Consider the following 17,266-nt stretch of genomic DNA (forward strand, 5'->3'; position numbering starts at 1 on the left):
ATACAATTAAATAAAAAACTTATTATTTTCCTAGGAATTATCCGCTATCAGTATAGATTTTAAATTCTCTACCGCTGCAATAAAAGTTTATAAAAATCTTTATTTGTATAAGAGATACATAAAATTTCAAAAATTTTATTAGCAAATTTGATTGTTAATGCTTGATTTGTATATAATAAAATAATCTTGGAATTAACTAAAGAAGGTACTATCATCATATATTGTTATTAGGACTCTTCCTTAGTTTGAGTTAAATTATTTTCTCTCCTATTCAAGTATTTTTACTGTGAGAAAAGTAGTATTCGATACAGATACGGCGAGTGATGATGCAATAGCACTAATGCTTTCATTGGATTTTTTTAAAGTAGTTGGCGTAACGATTGTCGCAGGTAATGTGGACTTTGAACATGAGGTTAGTAACGCTTTATTCACCTTAGAATATCTCGGAAAAAATGAAGTCCCCGTGTACTTAGGTTCAAGAAGACCTATTCTAGGGCAATGGAGAACCGTTGAAGAAGTTCATGGAAGAAACGGATTCGGAAATTGGGAATACCCTAAACCCACAAAGAAACCAGAAAATGAATTTGCACCAGATGCCATAATTAAACTTTCAAAAGAATACGAAGGAGAATTGGAAATATTGGCAGTATCTCCGTTAACTAATATTGCCTTAGCTTATCTGAAAGACCCTAAAATTAAAGATAGAATTAAAAAAATATGGATAATGGGAGGAGCTTTTTATAAGGGAAATACAACGGAAATAGCAGAATTTAATTTCTGGGTAGACCCAGAAGCAGCTCAGATCGTATTAAATGCAGGTTTCGACATCACAATAGTACCATGGGAAGTAACGGAAGATAGTGCAACTGTAACTGATCGAGAATGGAACATGATTGAAAAATTAGGTACTCGAAGGTCAGAGTTTTTTGTTAATGTTAATCGCACTTTAAGGGAATACTCAAAATCAGTAGGTTCTGAAGGTAGTGGTCACCCGGATTCTTTAACAGTGACTATAGCTCACGATAATTCATTAATTTTAGAAGAAATAAGCAAATCAGTCAAAGTGGAACTATGTTCCTCTGCTAGAGGAGCTATGCTAGTAGACTGGTATAACTTAGGGATGAAGAAACCTAATGCGAAGATTGTTACCAAAGTAGATTCACATAAATTCAAGGAGTACTTATTTGAGGCTCTTTCGAAATCTTAGAACATTGAGCTATAGCCACTATATTTAAATTTTTTACTAAAATTCCTAATTTTTCCAATTCATTATATAAAGTCTGAAGATCTACACTGTTTACATCTATTATTTGATTTGTATCTTCACAATATACATTTATATGGAGATCTCTTTTCATCTCATACCAAGTTACTCCATTTATTTCGAAAGAATTTAATAAACCCATTTCAGTTAAAGAGTTTAGTGTATTGTATACTGTTGAAAGGCTTATACTGGGCTCTGCTTTCTTTAATTCATTAAATATTTGTTCACCGCTGAAATGTCCCCCTTTATAGAGTATCTTAAGTATTGAAATTCTTTGAGGTGTAACTTTTAGGTTATGCGCTTTCAGCAGATTAGCTAGTTCTACTTCCATCAAAGAATAACTATTACTACAAAGCCATTTAAAATTTCCTCCTGATGTTTTGATTTTTACTAGCATAAAAGATAAAAATTAGTAGGTGAATTTTCTTTTTATGAGAATTTTAGTAGATATTGCAGTAGAACCCTTGGGTACTTCTTCACCTAGTATATCTAAATATATTAAGAAAGTATTTGAAGTATTAGATAGAGAAGGTATCAAATACTATCCCGCTCCTTCAATGACTACAATGGAATTAGATGACATTACCAAATTAGGATATATTCTAAAAGAAATAAATGATGAGTTGGAAAAAATGGGCGTAAAAAGAGTAATAACTTTGTTAAAGGTAGATGACAGAAGAGATAAAGAAAACAGTATTGATCATAAATTAGAAGTCATTAAAAAGTAGAAGTATATAATTTTAACTCTAGTAAATATTTTCTTACTTTTTCATCTGTGAGGGCCTTTACAATATCTGTAGTAGTGACAATACCTTTTAGTTCCCCATTTGCACTAACTATTGGGATTCCTTTCACTTTTCTATTTGCCATTAACTTTGCAGCATAATTTAAATCTTCATTTTCGTCCATGACCACTATTATTGGTGTCATTATGTCTTTCACCTTTATTTTCAATTCCTTGAATTTTAGTACTGGAGCTAAGTAAAGCAAGTCTGTTGTAGTTATAGTACCTAAAATTTTGTTTTGGTCTTTTACGATTAGTCTTCCAATATTTTGTTCAAACAGAATCTTTATCGCCTCATCAAGTATTGTATCTTTATCGACTGCAATAGGATTTTTACTCATGTATTCAGCTACTTTATGAATTCCTTTTACTAATGTAGCATAATATTGAGCTAAGTCACTTTTGATAATCATACCTAGTAATTTTCCGCTATCGGAAGTTACAATTAGCAATGGTTGTTTCTTTTCTATCATAATCTGTGCAGCTTCTAAGGGTTCCACTGAATTATTTATTACTACAATATCTTTCCTCATAACTTCTGAGACATAAACAGTATCCAACTCTCTATCTCCCATCCTATAAATAAAATTTAAAACATCTTTTTGAGAAATCGAACCTAAAGGCATTTCGTTCTCGTCTGCTACGATGAGTTTTGGCACATACTCCATAGTCATTATCTTTATAGTATGTAATAGGCTATCATGTGGTCTTACAATTATTGGTTCTCTGATTATGCTCATCAAATAAGTATACAAAATTTAAGTACATAAAAGCTTAGTTTATTAATTAATGGAGAAGTTCAGAGAAATCTTAATTGATATTGCCTTATCAAAGGCTATTCCTAATTATCAAGATTTATTCTATGAAGGTAAAAAGAAAAGGGATCTATGTGCATATTTTGATGGAAAATATTGTAATAAATTTAAAGTGACCAATAGTAATGTCCCTGCAAACTGGATAAGCAATAATAAGATGAATCCACATCCAATAATGTGTTTTCTTTGTCCTTATTTTTCCATTAGATATGAAGACAAACAAATAGTTCTAGATTTGTTCGATATTCTTTTATATTATGAGGAACTCAGAGAGACCATAGAGAGAGAACTAAACTTTATTGAAAATAAAATGGCTGGGATTAACTTTCCGTTATCGTTAAGAAGAAGGAGAGAAGACTTGATTGCTTTGTTAAATGACATTATAACAAAGATAAAGGTATTAAAGGAACTAATGAAAACTTTTAGATAATGGAGATTTTTACTGATCCCAAAGGATATAAAAAATGGTATGAGAATCATGATAAAATTTATGAGTCTGAAAAGAACTTAGTGGCAAAATTTAACCCTAAAGACTGTCTTGATATAGGGGCAGGTCCGGGCATATTTCATGAAGTATTTAGAGGGAATACTATTTCCTTAGATATTTCTATATATATGCTAAAAGAAAATGGAAAAGACGAGGACAAAGTTTTGGCCGACGCTCTTTATCTTCCGTTTAGAGACAACGCTGTAAAATGTGCATTTATATCTGTGACTATATGTTTTTTAGAAAGCATAGAGAATTTCTATAAAGAGATTCATAGAGTAGTTAAGGATAGAGTTATTACATGTTTTGTTCCCCGTGATTCGATTTGGGGTGAATATTATTACCACCTTGGAGAAAGGGGACACAAATATTATTCAAAGGCTAATTTTATACGAAAATATGAACTATATGAGGAATTGAAGAAATTCTTTAAGATTTCAAGAGTGATGTCAACTCTGTTTATTTCTCCTAATGATGAAGAAAAGTTTGAAGATATAAAAAATGATGATTCAGGGTCATTTGTATGTATAGAGGCGTTAAAATCATGATTTCTTTTAAGGAAAAGGAATATATACTTTATCGCATCACTATACAATTTGCATAAAATCTTTTTAGTTTTAAATCCTTTAAGTCTTCAACCTTTTATTACCATAAATTATTTTTTGAAATAGAAAAAACTTCAAATTAAATTCGGCCCCTCACTCATTGAAAAGCTTTATAGCCTCTCGTGAGGGTGATCCTGCCATAATAACTTATATTTTTTGATAGGGTAATAAAACTTGATGAAACGTGCTCTAATAGTGTATTGGATTATTTTTATTGTGTTCCTAGTTCCTTTTATAATAGGCAAAAACATCATTGCATTAGCGGATAGTTTTCATGATCTTATTGATGCAATATCCATTACATTTTCATTTTATATAGACAAAATATCTGGCAATCGCTCTTCAATATTTACATATGGTTTACATAGACTAGAAATAATCTCGGCTCTCATTAACTTCATGATCATAATTTTTGGGTCTGTTTTTACTTTATATTTATCATTTACACTTGGAGGGGATAGGTATTCGCTCCTCGTTATTCTCTTATCGTTTATAGCAATATTATTACTTCTTACTGTACACGAAGATGATGAAAATAATCTTAACAGAAAAGCAGTAGTTCTTCATTCCTTATTTGATACTACAGCCTATGTTATTGGTATAGTAGCTCTTGTTCTTTCCTTTTTCATAAATTCACGGCTAGTTATTATTTCTGCCACAGCACTTATTGTTGTACTTAGTATTGTCTTCTCTTTCAATTCCTTAAAACGTTCTCTCTTGATTATTTTGGAAGGTTCACCTGTTGACACTGAAAAATTAGAAAAAGATCTTCAAACAATAAACCCTGGTGTCCATCATGTTCATGTATGGGCTATATGCGGTCATATTAATGTAGCAACTATTCATATAGAAGTAAACGAAAACATGACAATTAAAGAAGTTGATAATGAAAGAGAAAAGATAGAAAAAATTCTTAGGGAAAAATATAATATAAACCACGTTACAATTCAGTTTGAATCTAAAAGAGTTGATTAGGCCACCAATCTGTAGTTCTTTTTTTAATGTTAAGCATTTGTTGGATTCTTTCCCTATCTTGTCTCGACACTTTTACGTCAGTATGAACCTTTAAAAGTGGGTATGGATAACCTTTAATGCTTATTGTAGACAAAAGGTCCATAATTTTTTCTATATCCCTAGTAAACATATCAATCTTCAGAACTTTTCCCCCTTTGCTTAATCTAACATAAGACGAATAGTATTTTGTATTATCCAGTTTTTGTGAAGCCATTAAAGAAATTATGTTTTTACCATTAATTGACTTTTCTAAAGGTACTGAGTAACCAGTATCATTGGTAAGCAGATCAAGCAAGGCCATATCACTTACCCTTTCGCCAAACAGTTCTGTGGATTTATTATTCTTAGATATCCAAAGTAATTTATCTTTATATTTTTCTATCAAATTAGCTATAACAACTTGATTTTCAGCTATTAAATATTTATGCATAGTTGCCTCATTGGATTCCTCAAGAGCATAGATCTTGTCATTTATCTCGATGTCATCAAGAGTAGAATCCTTATCCTTAAATTTATGGTCTCCTATCTTTTTTGATAGACTTCCATCTAATAAAATATAATCTGCTTCACTTCCGTATTTAAAAGCTAGTTTTAGCTCAAGAAGTTGCATCATAAGCGAAACATTTTCCCTAGCAAGGTTACCTGGTCTTAGAACGCCTATAAATCCCTTAGTATCTAGTGTAGTAATGTCGTTTCCTTCAGCCTTTATCACTTCAGCGTTCATTACATAGAGCGTGCCAGAGCGTAACTCTTTTACCCACTCTCCACCATCTATCGCTATAAACTTCCCTTTAGCTTCTTTTGGCTTATATTCTATCCATTTTTCCTTTACCTTTTTTTCGGTCTCTAGATTTCTAATATCATCTAAAAGCTGTAATTGTCTTTCTATCTCTACTTTTTTTGATATAAGGCTCTCATAAATTTCCTTGATCAATACCACCTACCTCCTCTATTACTTTACTTGAATCTCCTCTTTTTTCTAGTCTTAATACATAGTCACCTGCTTGTAAAAGTTCTTCATCATGTGTCACAACAATAATTTGTGGTACTACTTCAGTAGTGGATTTAATTATATCTATCAACTCTCTTTTTCTATATTCATCAAGATTTACAGTAGGTTCGTCTAGTATCATGAAACCGATATCATTCATTAAGGATTTAGCTATAGCTAGCCTGAGAGCTATAGCTATAGAAACTCTTTCTCCACCGCTCAGCATGTTTATATGAAGCCTTTGCCCGTTTTGTGTATAAGCGTAAATACCATTTTTCTCATTGAAATTAACCTCAACCATTGTGAAAGATAAGTCAAACTTAGATAATGTTTCATTAAGCCTATTTTCTACAATCTTTCTTACAGTACTCATTAAATAGGCTTGTAGTCTTTTTTCTGATAATGCGTCTCTTAATTTCTTAATTTTATTATAAGCTTCCCTTAGTTTTTGTTTTTTCTTCAAGTTTTCTTCATAAGCAATTATTTTTTGTTCCAACTCTTTAATGTCTCTTTCAAGAACCTCTATTTGCCCTTCTTTTTGACGTTCATCTGCAATTAATTGATTAAGCTTATTTTCTATGTTTTCTTTCTCTTCACGTAATTTGTTAAATTCTTCCTCATTAAAACCTAGTGAATTTAAGGTTATAGTCAAATCTTTCAACTCCCTTATATTCTTCTCCATTTGTTGTTTTTTCTCCTCTATTAAAGCGAGTTTATTTTCGAGCTTCTTTAGTAGAATCTCTTTATTCTCTAAGTCTTGGATTTTATTGTTAATTTTCTGTAACTCTTTGTCTACATCTATATGCTCATACTCACCAACCTCTATTGCTAGTCTGTCTATTTCTTCTTTGTTTTCTTTAATTTTCCTTTCCAGTTCCTCTATTTTCTTTTCATCAACGTCTGAATACTTAAGATATTCATTATATCCAAGTTTTAATTCTTCGAGTCTTTTGCTTAGTTTTTCATATTCTTCATGATCTTTCATTAGTACTATCATTTTTTCTTCTAACTGTTTACGCTCTTCACTCAATTCCTCTAATTGTCTTTTTAAATTATTATAGTCTGAGAGTTTTCTATTAATAACATCCTTTTCTTTCCTTTTTTCTTCTAATTCTTTAAGTACTTTCCCTTTTTCTTCGCTGTTCTTATTCAACGAAGCTAAAATTTGTTTCAGTTGCGCATTTATATCACTAAGTTGTTTCTCTATTTCAGATCTTATTTGTAATTTATGGGTCTCATCAAGCTCTCTACCACACACTGGGCATTTATTTCCCTTTACTTCATCGATATTCTTAAGTAATTTATTTAGTTCTTCATATTTCCCTTTACGTTCTCCATACTCTTTGTTTAGATCTTTTTCCTCATTCTCAAGGGTTTCATATAGTTTATTTAAATCTTCTATTTCTTGTTCAATTTTAGTTAGAACTGTTTCGTTTACATTATTGTCTATTTTCCTTTGTATTTTTTGTATTTGTACATTTAAATTTTCTAATTGACCTACTACTTTATTGTACTGATTTTCCTTATACTTGAGTTCATTTAGCCGATTAGATATTTGTAAATATTCTTCATAAGCACTCCTATTTTCATTCTTTTTTCTTAATTTTTCTCTTAAATCTATTAAATTCTTATTGTCTAGAGCTAAATTTTTTTCTTTCTGTTTCTTCAACTCTATTTTTCCTTTTATATTTACCATATTAATCTTATCATTCCTCAGCTGATCAAGTTGTTTAACTTCCTCTTCTAATATCTTTACTTGTTTCCTTATTACATCTTCTTCACTTACGTCCCTTTTCAGCCTCTCTATTTCGCTTTGTAGCCTGTTTATTTCTGATTTTATCTGTATAAACTTTTTTTGTTTTTCTTCTCCCTCTTTTACTTTTTCATTCAACTCTTTCACTCTAGTTTCTAATTCGGACTTTTCAACTAGTATTCTGTCTATTTCCTCCCTCAACTTAAATACATACTCTTCTTTTTTCTTCTTCTCTTCCTCAGTTTTCTTCTTCTCTTCCTCCTCTTTGTCTAATGTCTTTAGCTTCCACTCTATCTCGTACTCAATATCCTTTAATGGGCCTCTTGAGTCTCTTAGCTCTTCTATCTTATCTATTTTTAATACTTTCTTTATTGTATCTGGTAGGTCATCAAATACGCTTTCTATTTTACCTTGTCCTATTATAACTGTAGACTCTAGTGTAGTCTTATCTAAACCTAAAAGCTCTGAGACTTTTTCAGTAACAGTACTTGCCCCTCTTGCAATTATGCTTCTTTTATTATTTTCACTGACTTCAGTAATATTGTCTTCTGCAGTCCTATTAGACAAATTCCTTTTTATGATATATGTCCTTCCTTTATCAGAGAGCTCTAACGTTATCCCACCTGTAGTGGCACCTCTCCTTACAATATCCTCCTGCTTTCTTACTCCCCTTAGCGTATCTCTAAAAAGTCCAAATATAATGCCATCTATGATTGAGCTTTTGCCAGCACCGTTATGCCCTATTATAACATTGACACTGCCTTTGAATTGTACTACAGAATCCTTATGACTTAGAAAATCCTTTAGTTCAATTTTCTTAATGATCATTTCCTACACCTAACATTTTTTTCAGTTCTTCTATTACATATTCTTTTTCTTCAGAATGCTTGATTATATTTAATATTACGGTGACCTCTTCCTTAGTAAAACCTTCCACTTTTATTAAATACTCCATTATTAGGTTATCTATACGTGTATCATTAGGTATCTCAATGTCTTTTTCCTGTTGATTTTTGGTTTCATCTTTATATATTCTTAATAATGAGGCAAACTGTTTTAAGTATTCTAATTTCTTATTTAAGTGATCTCTTGGCAAGCTAATTCCCTTTAAGACGATGTGAAGTATTGGTTTAGGTTCTTTAAATTGCTGTAATTTACTTGAAACCCTTTTAATTTCGTCATCTAGCTTAGTAGTATCTATCTCCTCTACAAACTGCTTTCTTATTTCCACATTAATTTTTTGAATTTCTGGTGACTCCTTTGAGAAATCAATCAGAGTAGCACCTTTCCCATATTTTTCATATCCTTCTATTTCCTCCTCTCTTATTATATCTGGAGAACCAGCAACCTCTAAAATTCTTCCTCCGTCTAGCTTCGTTACTCTTCTAGTGTGGAAATGACCTAGAGCATAATATGAGAAATCTTTAGGTAAATCACCAATTTCAATTTGCCATGCCCCTTCGTATGGCAAAATTTCTCTAAGTCCTTGATGAAGTAATAACATGCTTTTTTTACCCTCTGGCTTTAGGGATGATAACCTTTGTTTTAACGATTGTGAAGCTAAATTAGGTACATGAGATATACCATAAATGTGCACATCACCTACATCATATTTGATATTGTTTGAATAGAGGAATTTAATTAGATCAAATTCTTCTAAGAGCCTCTGTGGATACTGTGAGTAAGCCCTCTTTGGACTGTCATGATCCCCTGCTATAACTATAAAAGGTATACTATGTTCTTTAAGTTTCTTTAGAGACTTTACAGCTTCATATTCCGCTCTATTTGGTGGGTCATTAACATCAAATAAATCTCCAGTATGAATTACAGCATCTACATGTTCCTTAATTGCAATTTCAATTAATTGGTTAAAAACCTCATAAAGATCTTGCTCCCTGAAATCTTGACCATATTGTCTCTTGCCTAAGTGTGTATCGGATATGTGTAAAAACTGCATTCATACACCCCAGTTCATTACATCAGAGTTGTCTTCTATCTCTTCTTTTGCTTTTCTCCATTCTTCAAGTAGATTAGGATCGCTTCCAGCTAATTTCCCTTCAAATTTATCTATTTTTACAATTGTAGGCAATCTGACAATATTTCCTACTATCACAGCTTCTCCAGTACCTAAGGACGATAGACCTTCGACAATATCCTCACTTAAGTTGTCACTTGTTTCTAATACATATTTCTTGTCTGAAGGTTCAGTCATCTTAAGGATTATCTTATTTGTCATTTGACTTAAGATATTTTCATCTATTCCTTTAGGTCTCTGGCTTACAATAACTAAGCCCACACCAAACTTTCTTCCTTCTCTAGCTATCCTCCCAGCCCAATGTTTAGTTAATGTATTGTTATCTTTTGATAAGAGCACATGTGCTTCCTCTATAACAAGAATTACTGGGTATCTAAGTCCTCCCTTTCCTTTTACTTTATTGTCTTTTCTTGACGTTAAAACCCTCCTAAGATAATGGGATACTACAGCATCAATTCCATCCTCATCTAATGAACTTAAGTTGACTACATTAACTTTGCCTAGTTTTATTTTTTCTATCACATCTCCCGAAGTAAAATCAATTATTTCACTATATCTATCAAGGAAGTCTTCAATCTTGTTTATTACTTCATCTTTGCTATCTTTTCTTTTCTCGTTCTTTGAGACTTCATCAACTTTATTAGTTAGATAAGTTACAAAATTATTGTTTAGATCTCCATAATCTACGTTACCCTCTTTTATTTTTTCTTTTACTTCTGTAAGAAAGCTCTTAAAAGCTCTCCTTAATATTCTATATTGAATAATAGCATTATCTCTTATTTCTAGCAAGGTAGCAAATTCTGTAGGAGTTAAACTTAAAGGATTGATTTTAGGTTCTATGTTATTTAAATTCTGTATTTCACTACCATAGTACTCTCCGTGATAATCAAAAATTAATACTGTGCCATTTTGTTCGGAAAGCCTTGATGAAAGAACAGCCACTGTATTAGACTTTCCAGATCCAGTAGCCGCAAGTATAGCAAGATGCCTAGTTAAAGAGTTTACTCTTAACCTTACCTCTATATTTTTTCCTATTAATTCTCCAATTCGTATTACGCCATCCGAAAATATCTTTCTTAGCTCATCTTCTGTTGCTAATCTTACCGGTGTACCAGCTACAGGCGGTAGATCAGGTTGTGTTAGATCGTTACTATCAATTTTACAAAGAAGTTTTACCTTAGCCTTCATATAGACTGGTATATTATTACCCATTTGTTTAATTCGCTGAACTAGTTCTATGTCGTTTAGATTATCATCTAATAGTGGACTCCCAGTAGTTACTAATGTAACAAGACCTAGTACTTTTTCGTTTTCATATTCTAAAGTTACATAGTAACCAGATCTAACTTTCTGTTCTAAAAGAACAGTAGCTTCTTGTGTATTTGCTGATCCAACTACATAACCAATTGTCATATAAAATAATTTTGATCTTGATTACTTAAACCATTTGATATAAAAAGAGGTAATACCAAAAATTAGCTTTAAAGTGCGCTTGCTACTTTCTTTGCTGTTTCAGCAATTTTTGCTTCTTGTTCAGCGTATGCACATAGTGCAGCTTCTATATCTGCATATCCTTCTGCTTTTGCTGTGAGTGCTACATTATTGTATGTTGCTACATGCTCAGCATTTTCCTTTTCTGCAAATTTGCTTAGTACTTCTTTAACTGCTAACATATTTACTACTTTGTTTGCTGTGCTTGCTATTTCTGCCTCTTGGTCTGCATAACTGCATAACATTGCTTCTATATCTGCATATCCTTCTGCTTTTGCTGTGAGTGCTACATTATTGTATGTGCTTACGTGTTCTTCACTTTCTTTTTCTACGAATTTGTTTAATACTTCTTTAATTTGGGTGAGGCTCATATTCTTAAACCCCCTATTTAACTCATCTCTTTTACAACTATATAAAGGTTTGTTTACCCATTTACATTTATATCAAAAAAATAATTTTTAGAGCAAATCAGAACCAGATTTTAAGAGTTCCTCAAATAACTCTTTTGCCTCATTATATTTTTGATTAGCCTTATTTACTAGCTCTTCTTTCATTTTGGAATCTTCTATTCTTTCGGAGAGAATCTTGCTTAACATATATTGAGTTGCAGTATATGCAAATTTCTCTTTAATCTCTTTTCCTTTCATCTTCTCTAATTCAGACAACCAATTTTTCATCTCTTCAGTCCCTAAATATTTATTCATTTTTTCGAATATCCCTCTGGCATGCCCTAACTCTACAAGTGCCTTATCTCTTATCATCTTTGCCTCTTCCTTTTTATTAAATTCATCTAATTTTTCTGAAATGAAATATAGAAATAGATGGTCTTCACTATTTGCCATGAATAATTCTTTTAGTCCCATTTCAGTTTTAGTCCCTTTCATCAGTAAAAGATAATAACAATAGTATAAAAAATTTTTAAAGAAAGTGATGAATGACTTCAAATCTGATTGATGAGGAAGTAACCCGAAACTGAGATAAACTTTCTCTCTATCTTTATATATATGATAGATACAAAAAAGATGCGTGCAATAGAAATAAATAGTGAAGCCTTTGGGGTACCAACTCTTTTATTGATAGAGAATGCTGGAAGAAGCGTAAAAGATGAGATACTAACTAGAACGAAACCAAAAGATGCAATAATATTTATAGGTCATGGCGGAAAAGGAGGAGATGGATTAGTAACAGCAAGGCATCTAGCTGGTGAAGGAGTAAAAGTTAGAGTCCTTATCCTAGGCGAAAATAAACATCTGGATGCCATTCTTAATTATAATGCAATATTAGATATGGACTACTCTATTGATATTCAAGAAATTAAAGATGTTAGTGACTTAACACCCGTTCAAGCTGATGTTTTAGTTGATGCTATGTTAGGAACTGGATTTAGAGGAAAGCCTAGAGAACCTTTTGCTACAGCAATAAAAGTTTTTAATCAAAGTAAGGGCTATAAAGTTTCAATAGATTTACCATCTGGTATAGACTCTGATACCGGAGAAGCGCCTGGAGAATATGTTAAACCAGATTTAGTTGTAACTTTTCATGATATAAAGAAAGGACTTCTAAATCATAATTTTAATGTGGTGATTAAGAAAATAGGAATTCCCCCAGAAGCCGAAATTTATGTAGGGCCAGGGGACGTTATAGTAAACGTTAAGAAAAGAGATTTCAAGACTAAAAAGGGGGATAACGGAAGAGTCTTAGTTATTGGTGGCAGTTATACCTTTACCGGAGCACCTACACTTTCAGCGTTAGCAGCATTGAGAACTGGGGCAGATTTGGTTTATGTAGCTTCTTCTGAAGAAACAGCAAAAATAATAGCTGGCTATTCGCCAGACTTGATAACTATAAAGCTCAGCGGAAAGAATATATCTCCAGAGAATTTTGATGAACTAAGACCATGGATTGATAGAGCTGATGTAGTTGTTATTGGCCCTGGTACGGGATTAGATGAGAAAACTGTTGAGGCTTCAAAAATAATTGTGAATTATTTGAAGGAAAAAAATAAGTTAGCTGTCATTGATGCAGACGCTTTAAAGGCAATCTCCGGATTCACTCTGTATCCTAATGCAGTTATTACTCCGCATGCAGGAGAATTTAAGATATTCTTTAAGGAGGAAGTGGAAAAGGAGATTAGAAAAAGAATAAATCAAGTTATAGAAAAAGCTAAAAGTTGTAACTGTACTGTACTATTAAAAGGTTATGTTGATATAGTTAGTAATGGTAAAGAGTTTAGGTTAAACAAGACTGGGAACCCTGGGATGACGGTAGGCGGTTCCGGAGACACTCTTACTGGAATAGTAGGTACTTTACTTGCACAGAGGCTTACTCCAATTGACGCTGCATCAATAGGCGTTTTTGTAAACAGTCTTGCAGGTACTTTAGCATACTCAGAGGTAGGCCCTCATCTAACTCCTACAGACATCTTAAACAAGATACCAGTTGTACTTAATAATCCATTAGAAGCATTTAAGAAAAAAGTGTACAAAAGAGTTATTGACCAGAATTAGACGACAATTTTTTTATAATTTCTAACGCTTTATCCGCGTGTTCTTCCGCTTTTTTCAGTTTGCTTAGTATTTCTACTACTTTCCCGTTTGAGTCAATTATGAAAGTGACTCTTTGAGCACTTGTTCCTTTTTCGTTAAGCACTCCATAGGCCTCTATTATTTTTTTCTGTTTATCGTCTACTACTGGGAATTTAGCTCCATACTTTTCCGCAAACCTTTTCTGTGTTGATATACTATCTGCACTTACTCCAATTATCTCAGTGTTTAGTTTTTTGAACTCCTCATAAAGCTCCACGAATCTCTGAATCTCTCTCGTACAACCTGGTGTGAAAGACTTTGGATAGAAGTAAAGTACAACATTTTTACCTTTAAAATCTGAAAGTTTTATTTTTCCTATTGTAGATTCGGCTTCAAAATCTGGTGCGTCGTCTCCAACATTTACTGGCATGTGGGTTATAAATTCGAACTAGCTTTTATAGTTTAGTTTATAAGAAGCGGATAAGAGTTAATAAGGAAATGAGAAAGATCCCTAGGACTATGTCAACACAGCATCCAGACAATGCGAGAGTACCAGAATGGAGTAAAAGCGAGGTAATAAGTGGAGAGAGCGAAGTTATCGAGGCGTATGTGGCTTATGAAATTTATGGCGTAGATGAAGTTATGTGGGATGCGGAGGGAAAGGATGTAGACACCCATGTAGTTAGAAAGTTGTTGACGCAATACCCAGAGTTCTTTAAGGAAAAGATCTTAGGTAGAGATATATTTCTTACTTATAGAATTCCAAACCCGAAAATTGAAGGAGCTGAAAAGAAAGTATTCGCTGAGACAATGGAAAGTATCCCAATAACATATGACTTAGCTGAAAGGTTCTTTGATTCACAGCCAATTCCCCCAGTGTTCGAAGTTATATTACCTTTCACCACTGACTACAAAGAATTGGTAGCTATAGCGAAGTATTATGAAGTTGCTATTGTTAATAGAGAAAATACAAAACTTGTTGATGACATTTATGTAAAAGACCTTATAGGGAGTGTAAATCCAAAAAAGATTGAAATAATACCTCTAATAGAAGACAGAGATTCAATGTTCAGAATTGATGAGATAGTTGGTGGTTACATAAAAGCGATAAAGCCACCGTATATGAGGGTCTTCTTGGCAAGATCAGACCCAGCTATGAATTACGGTTTAGTCTCTGCTGTATTATCCGTTAAGTATGCCCTTAATAGAATAGCTAAGATGGAAAAAGAATTCAATATAGAAATGTTTCCAATAATAGGTGTAGGTTCGTTACCGTTTAGGGGGCATTTCAACCCTAGAAACGTCGATAAAGTGTTAGATGAATATAGAGGAGTTTACACGTTTACAGTTCAGTCAGCATTTAAGTATGATTATGAAGACGATGAAGTAAAAGATGCAATAAGAAAAGTAAATGAAAGACAAATGAGTGAGATAGAGCTATTTAATGAAGAGGAAGAAACTATATTACATAGAATAGCAAACTTATATACTTCTATGTATCAGCCAATAATAGAAAGCTTGGCAAATGCAATAAATAAGATTGCTTTACTCCTACCTAGGAGGAGAGCTAGAAAGTTGCATATAGGGTTGTTTGGATATTCTAGAAATACTGGAAAAGTTACCTTACCTAGAGCAATCTCATTCACCGGAGCACTCTATTCTCTAGGCATTCCACCGGAGCTTATAGGTATTTCGTCCCTTTCTCAACTTAATGAGAAGGAATGGAGCCTATTTGAAAAATCATATAAGCATTATAAGCATGATTTACAAACTGCTGCAAGATTTGTTAATTTTGAAGGCTTGGATTTAGCAAAGGAGATATGGAATATTAATGAAGGAACAATGAAAAGAATAAAGGAAGACTTATCATATGCCGAAAGCGTGTTAGGAATTAAATTAGGAGATTCAAACTCAATTGGAAGAAAGCATGCGTTAATGTCAAGTTTAGCATTAATAGCAATCAAAGAGGGTAACATAGAGGAAGCTAAGAGTTACCTTTTAGAAATTGCAAAGATAAGAAGATCATTGGGATGAAGATATTAGTAAATGGTTTAATCCCTTATGATGCAGGGAAAACCACTTTTTCTCTAAACTTACTAAGATCTCTGAAAGAGCTAGGATATAATTTTAGACCATTAAAACCAGTAGCTGGACATAACATTTGGTATAGTTTTTCTACTTTGTTAAGAAGTAAAGAGTTGAAAATACTTGCAGGTAATGATGCTTTGAGATACTATGATGAGACAAAGCTTCCAGTAGAAGAAATTAATCCATTTGACATCCTCCTAGCTCCTCCAGACCTAGAGAAGCTGCAGTTAGATGTAAGGCTTTATAATGAGCTCCTTGCCTCTGGGCTCCCCATTATGGTTAGATATTATGACTGTAGAGCTATAGTTCACATTTATTCGTCTTCTCTTCTCTCAATAATTCCAGATTCAATTATTCAACCCTTTAAGGAATTCGTACAAGAAGTGAACGGAATTAGCGCGGATTCAACTAAACTAAGAGAATTGCTAGATTCTTCTGCTCAGATAGCAGATCTTTGTGTTTCTAAGTTTTCCGCTAACGACACGATCATCGAATCCTATAATGATGCCTTAGCTCCTACTTATCTCTCTACGGATGTTGATCTAGTTTTTACAGTGTCTCCAGGGAAAGTCTTTCTTCTTGAGGACTTCAAAAAAGTTCTTCAATTTTTTTCTTCTCCTCCGTGGAATATTAAGGTCTCTTCATTCATCAAATATTCAAAAGTTAGGAGCTGGAAAATAAACCCGTCAATAAATATAATAGAGAAGAACTTAATTGATTTTATTTCTAATAGAATCGAGGAAGAAGAGAAGTATAAAACTTAGGTTGTACAAAATACATCTTTAAACAGATAACAAATTTTTTAGTCTTAAAATTAAACTTTAGATACATGAAAGACTCATTTGTTGAGGTCAAGGGAAGTAAAATACATTATGTAGAAGAAGGTGATGGAACACCCTTCCTTTTATTTCACGGGGCAAGGTTCAATTCTTATACATGGGTAGAGACAAGGACAGTAGAAGCGATAGCATCTTCTGGATTTAAAGCAATGTCAGTAGACTTTCCGGGATTTGGAAAATCACAGAGAGGAAACTTTGATTCGTTGCCAAGTTTTATAAAAGACTTTATGGATACAATGAATATCCAGAAAGCGTACCTATTGGGTGCATCAATGGGTGGAGAGGCAGTATTAGGTTTTGCAGTGGAAAACCCTAACATGGTTGAAGGATTAGTTTTAGTTGGAGCAGTTGGAGTTTCTTCATATGAGAATAAGTTAAGAAACCTTGATGGAAAACCAGTTCTATTAATCTGGGGAGAAAAAGATTCAGTATCCCCAAGAAGAAATGCAGAATTAATCCTTGCCCATGTAAAAAGTGCTAAATTTATTACGGTTGGTAAACAGCATGCATGTTATTTAGATGATCCTAACACGTTTAATCAGCAAATTGTAAAATTCTTAAAGGGAGAGTGAATG

Annotated in this window: 18 protein-coding genes; 9 read left to right on the plus strand and 9 right to left on the minus strand. The window is 32.7% G+C overall.

Features of this window, described 5'->3' with window-relative positions:
• Positions 1–286: 286 nt before the first annotated feature.
• Positions 287–1,207 (plus strand): nucleoside hydrolase, encoded by a 921-nt coding sequence (locus tag AC3OCB_RS06340; protein ID WP_498341484.1) that lies wholly within the window; start codon positions 287–289, stop codon positions 1,205–1,207.
• Here AC3OCB_RS06340 and AC3OCB_RS06345 read toward each other — a convergent pair.
• Positions 1,170–1,595, minus strand: a complete 426-nt coding sequence (locus tag AC3OCB_RS06345) for a Fur family transcriptional regulator (RefSeq protein WP_498341485.1) — start codon at positions 1,593–1,595, stop codon at positions 1,170–1,172. The genes AC3OCB_RS06340 and AC3OCB_RS06345 overlap by 38 nt on opposite strands.
• Positions 1,596–1,695: 100 nt before the next feature.
• Here AC3OCB_RS06345 and AC3OCB_RS06350 point away from each other — a divergent pair, with 100 nt between their 5' ends.
• A complete protein-coding gene (locus AC3OCB_RS06350) occupies positions 1,696–1,992 on the plus strand; it encodes an MTH1187 family thiamine-binding protein (protein ID WP_498341486.1) in 297 nt (98 codons plus the stop codon).
• Here AC3OCB_RS06350 and AC3OCB_RS06355 read toward each other — a convergent pair.
• Positions 1,982–2,788: a CBS domain-containing protein gene (locus tag AC3OCB_RS06355; protein WP_498341487.1), complete on the minus strand. Its 807-nt coding sequence runs from the start codon at positions 2,786–2,788 to the stop codon at positions 1,982–1,984. The genes AC3OCB_RS06350 and AC3OCB_RS06355 overlap by 11 nt on opposite strands.
• Before the next feature lie 49 nt (positions 2,789–2,837).
• On the opposite strand from AC3OCB_RS06355, the gene AC3OCB_RS06360 reads away from it, so the two are divergent.
• The 3 genes from AC3OCB_RS06360 to AC3OCB_RS06370 all read left to right on the plus strand — a co-directional run bounded on the left by AC3OCB_RS06360 (position 2,838) and on the right by AC3OCB_RS06370 (position 4,930).
• Positions 2,838–3,293: a hypothetical protein gene (locus tag AC3OCB_RS06360; protein ID WP_498341489.1), complete on the plus strand. Its 456-nt coding sequence runs from the start codon at positions 2,838–2,840 to the stop codon at positions 3,291–3,293.
• A complete protein-coding gene (locus AC3OCB_RS06365) occupies positions 3,293–3,898 on the plus strand; it encodes a class I SAM-dependent methyltransferase (protein ID WP_498341490.1) in 606 nt (201 codons plus the stop codon). The genes AC3OCB_RS06360 and AC3OCB_RS06365 overlap by 1 nt, the downstream gene beginning before the upstream one ends.
• 234 nt (positions 3,899–4,132) lie before the next feature.
• Positions 4,133–4,930: a cation diffusion facilitator family transporter gene (locus tag AC3OCB_RS06370; RefSeq protein WP_498341491.1), complete on the plus strand. Its 798-nt coding sequence runs from the start codon at positions 4,133–4,135 to the stop codon at positions 4,928–4,930.
• On the opposite strand, the gene nurA is transcribed toward AC3OCB_RS06370, so the two are convergent.
• The 6 genes from nurA to AC3OCB_RS06400 all read right to left on the minus strand — a co-directional run bounded on the left by nurA (position 4,914) and on the right by AC3OCB_RS06400 (position 12,123).
• On the minus strand, positions 4,914–5,903 hold the full coding sequence (gene nurA / locus AC3OCB_RS06375) for a DNA double-strand break repair nuclease NurA (protein ID WP_498341493.1): 990 nt from the start codon (positions 5,901–5,903) through the stop codon (positions 4,914–4,916). The genes AC3OCB_RS06370 and nurA overlap by 17 nt on opposite strands.
• The gene (locus tag AC3OCB_RS06380; RefSeq protein ID WP_498341494.1) at positions 5,884–8,541 is read right to left on the minus strand and encodes an AAA family ATPase; all 2,658 of its coding nucleotides are present in this window, start codon (positions 8,539–8,541) and stop codon (positions 5,884–5,886) included. The genes nurA and AC3OCB_RS06380 overlap by 20 nt, the downstream gene beginning before the upstream one ends.
• Entirely contained in the window at positions 8,531–9,670 is a 1,140-nt protein-coding gene (mre11, locus tag AC3OCB_RS06385; RefSeq protein WP_498341495.1) for a DNA double-strand break repair protein Mre11, read from the minus strand. The genes AC3OCB_RS06380 and mre11 overlap by 11 nt, the downstream gene beginning before the upstream one ends.
• The gene (gene herA, locus AC3OCB_RS06390) at positions 9,671–11,161 is read right to left on the minus strand and encodes a DNA double-strand break repair helicase HerA (protein ID WP_498341496.1); all 1,491 of its coding nucleotides are present in this window, start codon (positions 11,159–11,161) and stop codon (positions 9,671–9,673) included. It abuts the gene before it with no gap.
• A 68-nt stretch (positions 11,162–11,229) separates the two neighbouring features.
• The gene (locus tag AC3OCB_RS06395) at positions 11,230–11,610 is read right to left on the minus strand and encodes a hypothetical protein (RefSeq protein ID WP_498341497.1); all 381 of its coding nucleotides are present in this window, start codon (positions 11,608–11,610) and stop codon (positions 11,230–11,232) included.
• Positions 11,611–11,697: 87 nt separating this feature from the next.
• On the minus strand, positions 11,698–12,123 hold the full coding sequence (locus AC3OCB_RS06400; protein WP_498341498.1) for a hypothetical protein: 426 nt from the start codon (positions 12,121–12,123) through the stop codon (positions 11,698–11,700).
• Between the two features lie 120 nt (positions 12,124–12,243).
• On the opposite strand from AC3OCB_RS06400, the gene AC3OCB_RS06405 reads away from it, so the two are divergent.
• Positions 12,244–13,746, plus strand: a complete 1,503-nt coding sequence (locus tag AC3OCB_RS06405; protein ID WP_498341499.1) for an NAD(P)H-hydrate dehydratase — start codon at positions 12,244–12,246, stop codon at positions 13,744–13,746.
• Here the strand turns inward: AC3OCB_RS06405 and AC3OCB_RS06410 are convergent.
• Positions 13,730–14,194, minus strand: a complete 465-nt coding sequence (locus AC3OCB_RS06410; RefSeq protein ID WP_498341500.1) for a peroxiredoxin — start codon at positions 14,192–14,194, stop codon at positions 13,730–13,732. The two genes, AC3OCB_RS06405 and AC3OCB_RS06410, sit on opposite strands and share 17 nt — an antisense overlap.
• Positions 14,195–14,262: 68 nt before the next feature.
• Here AC3OCB_RS06410 and ppcA point away from each other — a divergent pair, with 68 nt between their 5' ends.
• From ppcA to AC3OCB_RS06425, 3 genes are all read left to right on the plus strand, one after another.
• Positions 14,263–15,798 carry a phosphoenolpyruvate carboxylase gene (gene ppcA, locus AC3OCB_RS06415; RefSeq protein ID WP_498341502.1) on the plus strand — a complete coding sequence of 512 codons (1,536 nt, stop codon included), beginning with the start codon at positions 14,263–14,265 and terminating at the stop codon, positions 15,796–15,798.
• Positions 15,795–16,616, plus strand: coding sequence for a hypothetical protein (locus AC3OCB_RS06420; protein ID WP_498341503.1), 822 nt, complete (start codon positions 15,795–15,797; stop codon positions 16,614–16,616). Before ppcA ends, AC3OCB_RS06420 begins: the two co-directional genes overlap by 4 nt.
• A gap of 65 nt (positions 16,617–16,681) precedes the next feature.
• Entirely contained in the window at positions 16,682–17,263 is a 582-nt protein-coding gene (locus tag AC3OCB_RS06425) for an alpha/beta fold hydrolase (protein WP_498341504.1), read from the plus strand.
• Positions 17,264–17,266 lie beyond the last annotated feature (3 nt).

This window comes from Sulfurisphaera sp. (assembly GCF_059755235.1).

Bases quoted from the DNA above. Each gene is read 5' to 3' on its own strand.
- AC3OCB_RS06345 (WP_498341485.1), bottom strand. From the start codon at position 1,595: ATGGAAGTAGAACTAGCTAATCTGCTGAAAGCGCATAACCTAAAAGTT.
- AC3OCB_RS06350 (WP_498341486.1), top strand. From the start codon at position 1,696: ATGAGAATTTTAGTAGATATTGCAGTAGAACCCTTGGGTACTTCTTCA.
- AC3OCB_RS06355 (WP_498341487.1), bottom strand. From the start codon at position 2,788: ATGAGCATAATCAGAGAACCAATAATTGTAAGACCACATGATAGCCTA.
- AC3OCB_RS06360 (WP_498341489.1), top strand. From the start codon at position 2,838: ATGGAGAAGTTCAGAGAAATCTTAATTGATATTGCCTTATCAAAGGCT.
- AC3OCB_RS06365 (WP_498341490.1), top strand. From the start codon at position 3,293: ATGGAGATTTTTACTGATCCCAAAGGATATAAAAAATGGTATGAGAAT.
- AC3OCB_RS06370 (WP_498341491.1), top strand. From the start codon at position 4,133: ATGAAACGTGCTCTAATAGTGTATTGGATTATTTTTATTGTGTTCCTA.
- AC3OCB_RS06380 (WP_498341494.1), bottom strand. From the start codon at position 8,541: ATGATCATTAAGAAAATTGAACTAAAGGATTTTCTAAGTCATAAGGAT.
- mre11 (WP_498341495.1), bottom strand. From the start codon at position 9,670: ATGCAGTTTTTACACATATCCGATACACACTTAGGCAAGAGACAATAT.
- herA (WP_498341496.1), bottom strand. From the start codon at position 11,161: ATGACAATTGGTTATGTAGTTGGATCAGCAAATACACAAGAAGCTACT.
- AC3OCB_RS06395 (WP_498341497.1), bottom strand. From the start codon at position 11,610: ATGAGCCTCACCCAAATTAAAGAAGTATTAAACAAATTCGTAGAAAAA.
- AC3OCB_RS06400 (WP_498341498.1), bottom strand. From the start codon at position 12,123: ATGAAAGGGACTAAAACTGAAATGGGACTAAAAGAATTATTCATGGCA.
- AC3OCB_RS06405 (WP_498341499.1), top strand. From the start codon at position 12,244: ATGATAGATACAAAAAAGATGCGTGCAATAGAAATAAATAGTGAAGCC.
- AC3OCB_RS06410 (WP_498341500.1), bottom strand. From the start codon at position 14,194: ATGCCAGTAAATGTTGGAGACGACGCACCAGATTTTGAAGCCGAATCT.
- ppcA (WP_498341502.1), top strand. From the start codon at position 14,263: ATGAGAAAGATCCCTAGGACTATGTCAACACAGCATCCAGACAATGCG.
- AC3OCB_RS06420 (WP_498341503.1), top strand. From the start codon at position 15,795: ATGAAGATATTAGTAAATGGTTTAATCCCTTATGATGCAGGGAAAACC.
- AC3OCB_RS06425 (WP_498341504.1), top strand. From the start codon at position 16,682: ATGAAAGACTCATTTGTTGAGGTCAAGGGAAGTAAAATACATTATGTA.